The organism is Paenibacillus phyllosphaerae (genome assembly GCF_014192105.1).
GTDB classification, from domain to species: Bacteria; Bacillota; Bacilli; order Paenibacillales; family Paenibacillaceae; genus Paenibacillus_Z; species Paenibacillus_Z phyllosphaerae.
This window is the reverse complement of the sequence record NZ_JACHXK010000001.1, coordinates 260,795-274,153: the sequence shown is the minus strand read 5'-3', so window position 1 is coordinate 274,153 and position 13,359 is coordinate 260,795. Positions and strand designations below refer to the sequence as shown.

The 13,359-nt window shown below is 47.2% G+C and carries 8 protein-coding genes; 5 read left to right on the top strand and 3 right to left on the bottom strand.

The features are described from left to right. Window positions 1–57: 57 nt before the first annotated feature. Together FHS18_RS00930 and FHS18_RS35325 are read left to right on the top strand one after the other, a co-directional pair. Entirely contained in the window at window positions 58–1,140 is a 1,083-nt protein-coding gene (locus FHS18_RS00930; protein ID WP_183595979.1) for a glycoside hydrolase family 88/105 protein, read from the top strand. 143 nt (window positions 1,141–1,283) lie between these two features. Next, window positions 1,284–1,391 (top strand): Beta-galactosidase C-terminal domain, encoded by a 108-nt coding sequence (locus FHS18_RS35325; protein WP_183597278.1) that lies wholly within the window; start codon window positions 1,284–1,286, stop codon window positions 1,389–1,391. A 148-nt stretch (window positions 1,392–1,539) separates the two neighbouring features. Here FHS18_RS35325 and FHS18_RS00920 read toward each other — a convergent pair whose 3' ends face one another. Further along, window positions 1,540–2,373 carry a helix-turn-helix domain-containing protein gene (locus tag FHS18_RS00920; RefSeq protein ID WP_183595977.1) on the bottom strand — a complete coding sequence of 278 codons (834 nt, stop codon included), beginning with the start codon at window positions 2,371–2,373 and terminating at the stop codon, window positions 1,540–1,542. A 499-nt stretch (window positions 2,374–2,872) separates the two neighbouring features. On the opposite strand from FHS18_RS00920, the gene FHS18_RS34825 reads away from it, so the two are divergent. Next, on the top strand, window positions 2,873–6,835 hold the full coding sequence (locus tag FHS18_RS34825) for a rhamnogalacturonan lyase family protein (RefSeq protein ID WP_183595975.1): 3,963 nt from the start codon (window positions 2,873–2,875) through the stop codon (window positions 6,833–6,835). A gap of 289 nt (window positions 6,836–7,124) precedes the next feature. After that, entirely contained in the window at window positions 7,125–8,945 is a 1,821-nt protein-coding gene (locus tag FHS18_RS00910; protein WP_221401164.1) for a rhamnogalacturonan lyase family protein, read from the top strand. Between the two features lie 141 nt (window positions 8,946–9,086). Here FHS18_RS00910 and FHS18_RS00905 read toward each other — a convergent pair whose 3' ends face one another. Continuing rightward, entirely contained in the window at window positions 9,087–11,408 is a 2,322-nt protein-coding gene (locus tag FHS18_RS00905; RefSeq protein WP_183595973.1) for a beta-galactosidase, read from the bottom strand. A gap of 120 nt (window positions 11,409–11,528) precedes the next feature. On the opposite strand from FHS18_RS00905, the gene FHS18_RS00900 reads away from it, so the two are divergent. Next, window positions 11,529–12,368: a helix-turn-helix domain-containing protein gene (locus tag FHS18_RS00900; RefSeq protein WP_183595971.1), complete on the top strand. Its 840-nt coding sequence runs from the start codon at window positions 11,529–11,531 to the stop codon at window positions 12,366–12,368. A gap of 33 nt (window positions 12,369–12,401) precedes the next feature. Here the strand turns inward: FHS18_RS00900 and FHS18_RS00895 are convergent, their stop codons facing one another. Next, on the bottom strand, window positions 12,402–13,292 hold the full coding sequence (locus tag FHS18_RS00895) for an AraC family transcriptional regulator (protein ID WP_183595969.1): 891 nt from the start codon (window positions 13,290–13,292) through the stop codon (window positions 12,402–12,404). Between the last annotated feature and the right edge of the window lie 67 nt (window positions 13,293–13,359).

Here is a 13,359-nt window from a genome sequence, read left to right as displayed (position 1 = left end):
AAGAGCCCCTGCTTTGAGCGGGGGCCTTGGTATCTATAGCAGTTGGAGGTAATATTCATGCTAAAGATTACATCAGCTTCGTCCGAACTTAAACATACGATCGACCGAATGGTAGACTACACACTCGGTATGGATCTGACTTGGGACTGGCCATGTGGAGTGGCCTTCTATGGAATCAGCCGTGCATATGAAGCTACTGGTGATAAGGCTTACCTTGAACGAATGGCAAAGTATTGCGATGAATATTTAGAAGTTGGACTACCCTCATGGACAGTGAATACATGCGCTATGGGACATATGTTGATTACACTCTATGAAGAAACGAATGATCAGAAGTACCTCGATCTCATATTAAGCAAAGTAGATTACCTTGAGAACCATGCGCTGCGTTTCGGAGATCGGGTGCTTCAGCATACAGTGTCTGTCAAAAATGATTTCCCGGAGCAGTGTTGGGCGGACACGCTGTTCATGGCAGCCTATTTTTTGCTGCGTGTAGGGGTCATGCTGGGAGAGAAACATCTTATTGACGATGCGCTGCATCAGTATTACTGGCATATTAATTATTTGCAGAACGAGGATTCCGGCTTATGGTACCACGGCTATAACAACTTACAAAGGGATCACATGTCCGGGATTTACTGGGGGCGTGCCAATGCTTGGGCAGCCTACACGATGTCCCGGGTAAGTAAAGTGCTGCCGCAAGGGTATCTGTATCCACCTTTTATGCATGTAAATTGTTCATTGCGTAATCAGCTTTCGGCAATCAAAGTATTGCAACGGGAGGATGGCCTTTGGGGCACCGTTCTAGACGCTCCGGAATCCTACGGTGAGGTATCAGCGACAGCCGGAATAGCAGCAGGTATGTTGAACATGGGAAACCCCTTGCACACCAAATATATCCAAAAGGCACTGGATGGTACGCTTGCTAATATAGCTGCTAACGGCAGAGTACTTAACGTATCTGGCGGGACTGCCGTGATGAATAATTTGGAGGGCTATCTGAACGTGCCTAAGAGGTGGGCTGAGGGCTGGGGTCAGGGACTGGCGCTCGCCCTGCTAGCGGCTGTCATTGAGAATGAAGAATTATTAAAAAATCGGGAGGAAATGAGCAGCGATTTACTTGTTCGGAGGTCACTATAATGATAGTGCGTCTATGAAGGCGGTCTCCAAAAGCAAAAGATGAATATTCGGCGTGAAACCCCGAAAATAAAGTTGAATGGTCGTATTTTGGAAAACCCGATAGACTATTACGAAATTTTAGAGCTTACTGGCGCTGAGTTTTTATTCCCCTTACTTTACCGGGAGAAGGCATCTTAACCGGCCGCTTGTACGAGACCAGTCTGAAACTGGATCCTTATGGGGTAGAAGTCTATAAGGCGCTCGCAACTTAGTGTATCAGGCGGTTGTACGTTTCACCCCTTGTTCGCAGCAAAGCTGTTTCAATTGCACGAGCTGACGAATTTCGGAGTCAAGCTTTTGTAAGCGTTCGGTGTTTCTATTTAGAGGTACTGAACGCTTTTCATAAGCAGATTACAAGTTTCACCCGAACTGAGATGGCGGTGCATTGTAATATTTCTTGAAGGCTTTTGAAAAGGTGTAGGGATCAGGATAACCGAGCATCTCCGCAATTTGTTTAACCGAATAATGTTTGCTGTACAATAATTTTCGGGCACGGTTCATCTTCATCTGATAGATGTACAGCCCCGGTGTAACACCTGAAGCTTGTTTGAAATAGACAATGAAGTACTTCTCCGACATGCCTGCCAGTTCAGCAAGTTTTTCAATGCGGATCGGTTGATGCAGATGGTCTCGTATAAACTGGAATACGGGCTGCAGCTTCTGGAAACTGGTGATTCTCTTGCGTTCAGACACATTATTCGTAAATCCCCCGCGGTATATGCCAAGCTCATAATATTCTAATAGCTTGGAAATTAAGATTGTCAGCGCTCCTTTTAATCGAATTGTTGACATGATAGCACCACTTTTATACTGTTCACAACTGTCTAAGAACAGATGAGCTTCTTCCGGGACAAGGGAACTTGAAATCACACCAGGGAGCTGGAAATTGTCTAGAATTCTATGCTGATCACCCAGGTCGACATTAAAGTGTGTAAAAGTGAATCTGCAATTAGCTCCTATATTTGTTGCGGTATAGGCCACCTTAGGACTGAATAGAATCAGGTCTCCCTCCCTGGCGATGTGTACCTGATCGTAAACACGAATTTCAATTTGACCTTCGTGGAGGTGCCAAAAGGCGTAATCCTGATGCTGTTTGCTTTCTACCCAACGACTTGGATGAGCGCTCTCTAAGCAAATATTGATTCGAATCAATATCTCCTCTGAAAGCTCATGGAATATGTTTAAGTTGTCCACGGTTATGCTCCCGTACTTTTTGACATCATAATATGAAATGATTATATCATAATGGGGTCGGGGGATATAAATAGCATACTAACGAACAGGCTAGGATAAAAGCGCCCCACTTTTGCTTATACCTGCCAAAATTGATTATATTATGGAGCTTTTTTCGGATGATGGATGGAAAATCAAAAGTGTCGCACTTAATCAATACTCGTAATTTACCAATCGTCGCTCGGAGCGTTATGATGCTGTCATAGCAAACCGAGCCAAGAGAAACACGTTGGCGAGAAGGGAATCATGTTGAGGAGGTGAAACCGTGTATATTGAAAACGCTTCAGTTTGTGAGGGAGCCGATTTCAATAAGTGGAGGGAAGATCATAGGGAAAAGTAAAAACAGAAAAATGAAGCTTTTGTTTAACTTCGAATGTAAGCGTGTTCATTCTTGGTCATATCTGTAATCTTCTTCACGGGTGAAAATGTGCGAGAATCTCTATATGGGAGGTAAAAGAAGATGCTTTTATTAATAAAGGAAAAAAAAGCAATGACAGTTACTAGAAAGCCTATATCCATCTTCATCGTACTCACGCTTCTTATGTCCATGTTTGTGGTGACTCCTGACCGTACGTTTGCAGCAGATCAGGTATTGTTCAATGAGGATTTTGAAAGTTATACCCCAGGATCAACGATCGTAGCCGGCAGCGGTAACACTTGGACGACGAAAGGCACAGCGCCGACGATGACAGTCGTTTCGGATAACGTTACTGGAAGAACAAATGCTTCGATAACTAACCCAGGCGGTTCTTCTTACATCGGTCAAACTTTTGAAAATGTGACGGGGGGACTGATAATTGATTTTGATATCAATGTTCCAGGTACCAACGGTGGCTTTTTGTTTATTAATAGCGGCGCTGTCAATGCAACAAATTACTCTGCAGCCCATATGCAATTCAATGCAGGGAAATTACAAAAGCGCAATGCAACAACTCCGTACACGAGTTATGATACGACCCACTGGTATCATTACACCATGTTTTTCAGCGTCTCCACCAAAACATTTAATCTGACCATCAAGGATCTAAACACCAATCAAACGGTGGCAACAGCAACAGAAACGTTCAATAATGCTTCAATAGCTGGAATTAGCAGTTTTGGCTTTAGTGTGAATGCCGGCGGGACTTTAAACATCGATAACATCAGTGTGAAAAAGATCGGTGTTCAAATGGATGGTCTTACAATAGGCGGGGGTACTCTAACGGATCGATTTGAATCCTACTATACCGATTATACGTTAGTCGTTCCAAATTCAACAACAACACTTGAGTTTACGCCAACAGTCAGTGCACCAGGCGTCTTATTTTCAGTGGCGGGAGGTGCGACTGTAGCAAGCGGCGAAACGGTATCATTGAATTTGACAGATAGCATAACCAGTATTCCGATAAACGTTACGTCTTCTCTCTATACGGGGATTTACAGAACATATAACTTCTCTGTCCGTCGATTAGGTGCTCACCCGAATCTGGAGTATGTAGAAACAGAGGGAAAAGATTCGAAAGTGCAGATCGGTTGGACGGAGCCTTTGGATCCTGCGTATGTTAAAGCAAATATCTATCAAGTGAATTCTTCAGACCATTCACTCCATTTGGTGGACACCGTTCTTAAAGGAAAACAGATGTCCACGTTGTCCAGATTGACAAACGGAACGACCTATACCTATGTAGCTAAAGCGGTATTTGCTGATGGAGTTGAAGCCTCAGGCGTGACCGTAAGTGCAACTCCGGTCGTTCATGAAGCACGGCAGATGGAAAGTTTGAATCGCGGATTAGTCGCCATGAAGACAGACAACGGCATTTATGTGGGTTGGCGTCTGCTGGGAACAGATCCAGAAGAAACGAACTTCAATCTTTACCGAGACGGAGTAAAGGTAAATTCAACGCCTATTACCGATAGCACCAACTACTTGGATGTCGGTGGAAACGAGAATTCAACCTATTATGTAAGAACCGTTGTGAATGGACAGGAAAAGTTACAGTCTGATTCGGCTACCGTATGGAATACAAATTCTCTTTCCATACCGATTCAAAAACCAGAAGGCGGTACGACGCCAGATGGAGGCGTCTATACCTATACACCAATTGAATCCAGCGTAGGAGACCTCGATGGTGATGGCGAGTATGAAGTTGTGTTGAAATGGAGTCCTTCCAATCAAAAAGATAACGGACAAAAAGGTTATACCGGCCCAACTTACTATGACGCCTACAAATTAGATGGAACCAGGTTGTGGCGGATGAATAGCGGAATCAATATACGTGCAGGCGCCCATTACAACCAGTTCTTGGTTTATGATCTGGATGGCGACGGAAAAGCTGAAGTTGCCATGAAAACGGCAGATGGCACTGTAGATGGTCTGGGAAATGTGATTGGAGATCCTGATGCGAACTACGTTAATTCGGACGGATTTATTATTGAAGGACCAGAGTATTTGACCGTATTCCGTGGAGTGGATGGTAAAGCGCTCGATACGACAGAATTTATACCTGGAAGAGGAAATGTTGCCGACTGGGGTGATGCCTACGGAAACCGAGTGGATCGCTTCTTGGGCGCGGTCGCATACTTGGATGGCGTGCATCCTAGCTTGGTCATGACCCGTGGATATTACACTAGAATGACACTTACAGCATATGACTTTAAAGATGGAAAGATCGTACAGCGGTGGGCTTTTGATTCTGATACGCCTGGGAATGAAGCATATGAAGCTTCCGGGAATCACCAATTAAGCGTAGCAGATATCGATGGAGACGGTAAGGATGAGATTGTTACCGGGGCAGCTGCTATTGATAACGATGGAACGGGATTGTGGAATTCTGGGCTCGGTCACGGTGATGCTATGCATGTCGGGGATCTGGATCCGAACAATCCGGGTTTGGAAGTGTGGGCTCCACAGGAAGATACAACCGTTAAATATAGTACTAATTTGAAGGATGCCAAGACCGGAAGAGTTATATTTGGACAGCTCCAGACTGTAAGTGATACAGGCAGGGCACTCGCCGGGGATATAGATCCAAGATATCCTGGGGAAGAATTATGGGCTCCTGACGGTAGCTTACCAAACGTTTGGGAGGTAGACAAAGGCCGATTATATAGTGTGTCGGGTGAGCTGCTTTCGACTGATATTCCCAGCTCGAGTTTTGCGATTTGGTGGGATGGAGATCTCTCTCGAGAGTTAGCTGATCACGATTATGAAGATCGTTACCGAGGCGGTACTTCACACATCGATAAATGGGATTATATCAATCATAAACAAGAAACGCTCGTGAAATTTGATGGATATTTGGCTGACGGGACAAAAGGCGACCCGTCTTTACAGGCTGATCTCTTTGGTGACTGGCGTGAAGAAATTATTCTGAAAAACATAGACAGCACGGAGCTTCGAATCTTTACGACAACGGACCTGACGCAGGAAAAAATATACACACTGATGCACGATCCGGAATACAGATTGTCGGTAGCATGGCAGAACGTAGCGTATAACCAGCCGCCGCATCCTAGCTTCTATCTGGGCAATGGGATGGAGGCCGCGCCGAAACCGAACGTTTACACGGTAGGCAGTTATGCTGAAACTGTGGTCGACTCCGGCAGCGTCGAAGCTTCCGCGGTGTTGACAGGACCCGCAGCGACGAATAGCGGATCTACTGTAAATGTCTCGTTCCGCCTTGACAATGTGAATGGCCAAGAGGTTTACGCCCAGGATATTACGCTTACGTATGATCCCGGCAAGATGGACTTTAAGGGCATCACTTCCATGGATGAAGACCAATTCATGATTGTCGATCAGAAGGTGGATATCGAGAATGGCAAGATTCGTTTTCTGGCTGTTCATCTTGGAGAGGCTCAAGCCAGCCTGGATGGGACTTTAGCTAAACTGCAATTCAAGACCAAGAAGAATGCAGAGGCAGGCCTGACGAATATTTCAGTTACGAAAGCAGTCATTGCCGACGGGCAAGGTCAGGAAACGACGATCGCCGGATCCACCTACAGCCTGAAGATCGATTCCATTGACCACAGTGTGCTCGAGAATATAATCGCTGATGCGCAAGCGCTCTATGCTTCAGCTGTCGAAGGTACTCAGGTCGGACAGTATCCTGTCGGATCGAAAGCCTCGCTCCGCGCTGCGGTCGATCAAGCATTAGCCGTCATGGATGACGAAGAGGCATCCGCTGCCGAAATTGAGCAAGCGGCAGCATCATTGAATACAGCCCTGCAAATTTTCCGTGCAGCCGTTATCACCATGATTGATGGCGACTCGAATGGAGATAACAAGCTTAGCATAGGTGATTTGGCTATCGTTGCCAAGGCGTATGGCATGAACTCCACCGACGATGGATGGGATCTAGTGAAGCAGTATGACTTCTCTAACGACGGTCAGATCGGTATTGAAGATCTTGCGTGGCTGGCGAGGAGCATTCTGAACTGGTAAAGAATCGAATCTGAACATAAGTAATCGAAAAAGGAGGACAGCTTGTTGTCCTCCTCTTCGTTGTACGCCGAGCATGGGGACGTGGAGGTAATTTTGAAGAAGCTCGGTCATGTTTGAATATCAAAGAAAAACGTAACTTTCCAAGATGTTGCTCTTGAACAATGAATGCTATTCTCATGGATGTAAGCGAATTCAATGCTGAGGGGGTGTAATGACACTGATTTAATGTAAAGGATCATGGCCGTAAGCTACTTCAATACCAAGTAAAGAATTAGGGGAGATGAGATGATTGAAGAGTAAATTTGTATCCATTTTAAGTTTGATGGTTGTTTTTGCTTCGATTCTATCAACTTGGTTGCCCATTCAAACAGCTAGTGCTGCAACAGGTCCGAGAATTATGGAGAATTTAGGGCGTGGAGTTGTCGCAGTACGCAATGGTTCCGATGTTTTTATTAGCTGGCGTTTACTCGCCTTGGATTCTACGGGAATTGGCTTTAATGTCTATCGTTCTACAGCCGGAGGCACAGCAGTCAAACTTAACAGTTCGGTGCTGACTGCCGGCACCAACTATACAGACTCGGCTGCTGATCTAACGAAAGATAATGCCTATTACGTGAAGCCTGTCATTAACGGTACAGAACAAGCAGCCAGCGCTGCTTACACGCTCGTAGCGAATTCTGCTAGTGAGCCAGCTTTCGTCGTTCCAATCAAAAGCGGAGGCGAAATCGGCAATGTTTGGGTGGGGGATTTTGACGGGGATCATGAATACGATTTTCTTCTGTCTCGTAACCGCACAACCACACAAACACTCGAAGCCTATAAACGTGATGGCACTTTCTTGTGGTCGATAAATCTTGGGCCAAATAGTACGAATCAAAACAATATATCTCCTGGTTCTACAGCGATTGATGTAGGGATGTGGGATGGTGTTACGGTTTATGACTTAGATGGCAATGGCAAAGCTGAAGTTGTTCTCCGAATCGCCAATGGCGTTACTTTTGGTGATGGCCAGGTATGGTCTACGAGCAATAGTGACGATAAACAGTGGCTGGCAGTGCTTGACGGCATGACAGGTAAGCTCAGACATTATAAGGCACTCCCTGATGATTATCTCTCAACAGGCCCTCTTGCTTTACAATTAGGCATCGGTTACCTCAACGGCACAACCCCAAGTATTGTTGCTTTTATGAAAAATCGTAACGCCGATAAATCCTTTAATCTAGTCATTGCAGCTTATCGCTATACGGGTAATAATCTTACGATGGAATGGAAATGGCTGCGCGGTGAACAAGACACCCACGATGGTCATCAAATGCGTATCGTAGACTTGGATAGTGACGGCAAAGATGAGATTGCTGAGATCGGCTTCGTCCTTAACGGTGACGGGACATTACGATATTCATTGTATAATCAGAATATTTTCCATGGCGACCGTTTTTACATTGGCAAGTTTGATCCAAATTCTTCTAATTTTCAAGGGTATGGAATACAACAGGATAATACAACCGGTTTACTCGAGTATTATTATGATGCCGCTACAGGTGCGATGATATGGCAGCATACGACAACCCCACCTGCAGGAGATGTAGGCCGTGGTGATGTGGGGGATATTGACCCTAGATACGCGGGTTATGAAACCTGGTCTTTCTCTGGCATCTATAACGGTCCTTCCAATACACAGCTCACAACTGCAGCAGAGTCACCTTGGCCTGCCTTCCGCTTATGGTGGGATGGCGATCTCTTGAGCGAAAGCTTGAATGAAACTAAGTTTGAAAAGTGGAATTACACGACAAATACCGTTTCTCGTTTATTGACCGCCTATAAGTATCACAATGCAGTGCTCAATTGGCGGAATGCACCTGTCTTCTATGGTGATATTGCAGGTGATTGGCGTGAAGAAGTTATTTTGCCAAGCTATACCGATTACTCCAAGCTTATTGTCTTCACAACGAATATCCCAACGACCACAAGACTCTATACGTTAGCCCAAAACCCGGCATATCGCAACAGCATGACAATTAAAGGCTATGCACAGTCTCATCTGACGGATTATTATCTTGGTGAAGGCATGTCTACGCCTCCACGGCCAAACATTTATTTAGCGCCGTAGGCGAGGTAGGCAATAAACAGTAGTTTAATCAAGACATTAGGGCAGCCGGCTAGCCCCGGCTGCCTGCTCTTCGCTTCTCTCACATGATGAACAAGCCTCTTTCGCTGGAAAGAGGCTTGTTCGTTCTTATATATAGAAAAACTATCTTTGCGCAGCAGGGAATAGTGATACCCGATAATGCGGAATAGCTTCAATGCGGTGGAATACGGCGATCTCCACGCCTTCGAATCGTTCCACTTGCGCTTGGTTGATGAAGGTGTGAACCGTCCCTTTTCGCAGCGGCGTAATGGATAGGTGCAGGGTGGACTGTTCCAGTTGATTGTAGACATCTTTAAGGCCAATGCTCCATGTTTTGCCGTAATGAATGTGATCGGTCAATAATTTGCCGTTCAGGAAAGCTTCTGCCACGTCTCCGTCATAGTCGATTTCAAGCCAAACATCTTCAACATGCGAAGGCCAGTCTCCGGCGAATTGCAACAGTGCCGACTTCTCTGTTGGGTTCGTAATGGTAATCTGCGGTACATAAGCCGAGAATTCGAGTGTATAGGTATGGAACAAGCCTTCCGCTTGGAAAGGAACAGTCTGTCCGGTATTGGTACGCATCTCCGACTTTGGCGCAGGGAATAGGGAAACGGCGATAGAGCTGCTGCCAGGCGAAGAACATACCAGCTGATTATGATGAGCGATAACAGGGCCATCGCTGATGACCACCGTCGGCTGGCCCCACAAGTCGAAACGGTAGATCTGGAGCGCTTCTTGGCGGGAAAGCGTAACGAAGCGAACCTGATTGCCGTCTGCAGTCCGAAGCGAAATACTCTTATTTTTTCCGACGACGGGACGAATGACGTAATGATCCTCATTTTCGCTGACTTGACCGTCATGAGTGTCAATAGCGGACAGCGAAGATTTTGCCACGACATATTCAGGTGTCAAACCATGGTGAGCATAGAAGAAGATGACATGCTCGCCATCCGCCCGTACTTCCGTCAGCAGCTGCGCTGTCGCGCTTATCAAGGAGACGCCGTGAAGGTCAAGATGGAAGGGCAGTACGACACCTGTGTTAGCAGGCAGCACTGCTTCTCCTTCCTTAGGGAACGAGACCGGCCCGCAGCTTGTTTCCAGTTCAATACGGAAAGGACGCTCCGACATAGCCACGTGGTCTTGGAAGTTGTTCAGAAACACGAATCCTGCGCCGTCATTGTGTCTCACGCACCAGCGAAGAGCTTCCGTATCTGTCGCCTCTATGTTCGACTGGCCATCGGGCAGAATGGTCGTCATTGGCGCAAGTATCGATCCGAACGATTCCAGGAACAAGGACAAGGAGCGGATCCGGTCATACGATTCCCCGATTCGCCCGAATTCGCCAAGAGGCGACTGATAGTCGTAAGAGACTTTAGGCAGGAATTGCTCATTCAAGTAACCCTTCTTACCTACCGGGTTAGAGCCGCCATGGTACATATAATAGCCGACTAGGTTGCTGCCGCTGGCAAGCTTCACGAGTGTCATGGCTTCAACACTGTCCGCAGGGACAAAAGGACGCGCATTGTAGCTGACCTGCATCCCGCCTGCCATCTCGCAGTAGGCGACCGGATACTCACGCGTATCGTAGTTAACCGGCTCCGCCGGCACGGCATGCAAATCCTGGTAGATGAACTCGCGGCTCGGCGGCTGATTCGGAATCCAAGGCGTGTAGGCATAGCCGGCCAGCATCGGTAGGAAGCCTTCCTCCGGGACTGCTGCTCCGCCCCAGGCAGTAGCAGTGAAGAACATCGGCTGAATGCCAGCCTCTTCTGCAATCCGGCGAAGCTCTGCTAGGTGCGCGTTGCCCCCTGTTCCAGAGGTCAGGAATTTGCCGGCTTTATAGCCCCACGCATCGTTCGGTGCGCCGCAGTGCATGAATTCATTCTCCAGCTGAACCGCGATCACTGGACCGCCATCTTGATAGAGGCTGCCTTTCATTTGCAAGGCGATCTCACGGTACAGCTTTCTAGCAAGCTTCAGATACTCAGGGTCGTTGGAACGAATCTCGATCGGCTTGGCGAATACCCAGTCCGGAATACCGCCATTGCGGACTTCCCCATGGCAGAATGGTCCGATGCGCAGGATAAGCGGATAGTCTAGTTTGGCGCAAAGATCGATGAAGTGGCGCAGATTGCGGCTGCCGCTCCAATCGAATACGCCTTCTTCTTCTTCGTGGAAATTCCAGAACACATATGTGGCTACGATATGAACGCCGCCGGCTTTCATCTTGAGCAGTTCTTCCTCCCATTGCAGGTGGGAGAATCTGGAGAAATGAAACTCGCCGACGACAGGAATAAAAGGCTCCTCGTTCCGAGTCATATAATAATTGGTGAACCCAAAGGATTCCCCTTTTGGATTGCTGCCGCCTTGCGCACCCATTTTACCAGTGTGAATTTCAACTTGGGCAGTTTCTGTCAAATTGAGCCTGGACACTTCGCTCATTGCTCGAAAGGCCTCCTTATGATATGTTCATTGCGATGAATTCTATTGTTCGAAGTTTTGTATAAAAACAACTATACGCTTTATTTTAGGGCATCTCCTTGAATGCGAGGTAGTAGATATATGGCTAAAAAACCAACTGATTATGCTATTCATGAGGAACGGCCCTATGGTATTCTGATTGCCGGTCATTACAACGAATCTCCCGATTATGTTGTTCATCGCCCTTCGGGCAGCATGGACTGGCTGCTGATGTACACGATCTCTGGCGAAGGTCATATACAAAAGTCCGATCAGACCATTTCATGCGTTGCAGGCGACATTGCCCTGCTCATGCCGGGTATCCCACATCATTACGGTACAAAGGGAGCGGGCTGGGAATTTATTTGGGTGCATTTTATTCCGGATCCGGAGTGGAGGACCTGGCTGAGGCTGCCTGGATCGGACGAATGCTTCTTTTATCAACATGCTGCGTCCGGTGAAAGGAGACGAATTATTCAGGATGCGCTGCTCAGGATGGTGAGACATGAATGGCCGGCGAGAGGCTCAGAGCTTCATCGCAGATTGTCAGAGCTTGCACTAGAAGAGACGCTGATCTACATCCAGCAGATGTGCGGGGCGGAGAGTACGATCACGATGGATCCGAGAATTGCCGCTATTGTGAAAGAGCTTCAGCTGTTTCCTTCGCAAAAGGTAAGCCTGCCTGATCTAGCGAGAAAGAGCTGCCTTTCTACTTCCCGGCTCTCCCATTTGTTCAAGGAACAGGTCGGCGATACGATCCTGAACACGGTATGCAAATTCCGGATGGAGAAAGCTGCGCAGCTCCTGTCGAACACGAATCGGCAGGTATCGGAAATCGCCTCCGATGTTGGATTCGATTGCGCCATCCATTTTACTCGGAAATTCCGGGAGGCATACGGTGTAACCCCCTCAACGTACAGAAAGCGCAAGCTAATGGATTAATCGCTTTACGGGAGAATAGAGAATCCTTTACCCTTATCCTTTAGGTGTGTTCCGGAATTGAGTAGGTGAACAGCCCATGAACTTTTTGAAAAGCCTTGAGAAATAGTAGGGGTCAGATATGCCGTATGCGCTGCAGATCTCTTTGATGCTAAGATTGGTAAGCGCAAGCATCTGACCTGCCCGCTGCATCTTCAGGCGAAGGAAGAATTCGATAGGAGGACAGCCTGTCTCCTTATTAAATAAATAGATCAGATGTTGCTTGGACAAGCCGGTATGTCTGGCTAATTCAGGGAGGGTAATGGAGTCTGTCAGTCGATCGGTCATGTACCGCATCGCCTGCTCCATATAATCCTCTCTTTTTTTGTCTTGAACCGAGCCGCGTGTGCTTAGACCAACGTTGCTTAGCAGACGCCTGATCGTCTGCGATACATGGATTTGGGCAGGCATGGAGTAAGGTTTATCCGACAACAGGGAATAACACTGCTGAAAATCCTCCAGCCATTGTGTATGTGCGGCGATGGGGAGCAGTTGTACGCCCGTATCCAAGCCATATGTGTTGATAAGCTGTAAGACATGCCTTCCATGCAAATGCATCCAGTAAATCGTCCAGGGATTATTCGTGGCAGCGCCGTAACGGTGTGGTGTTCCTGCGGGTATGACCACAAGCTGCCGGGGACCAATCTGCATCGTTTTATCCTCGCCGGATTCCAACCAGCCCTCACCTTCTACGCAGTAAATCAGAATATGGGAATCACAGCCCAAGCTACGTTCCCTATAGTGAAACCGCGCGCGCGGAAAACAGCCGATATCACTGACATAGAGCGTGCTGGTCAGTTCGTTGGCAGCGAGTTCTCCCAGCATATATTCAGGTTGAATAAACAACTTTTGCGATTCAAAGCCGTCTTTTTTGCGGGTTTCGTCCATAAGCCGCTCCTCCTCCATGTAGTGGAAATAAGAATATGATCCATCAAAAGCCGAGTTTCGTCAATTG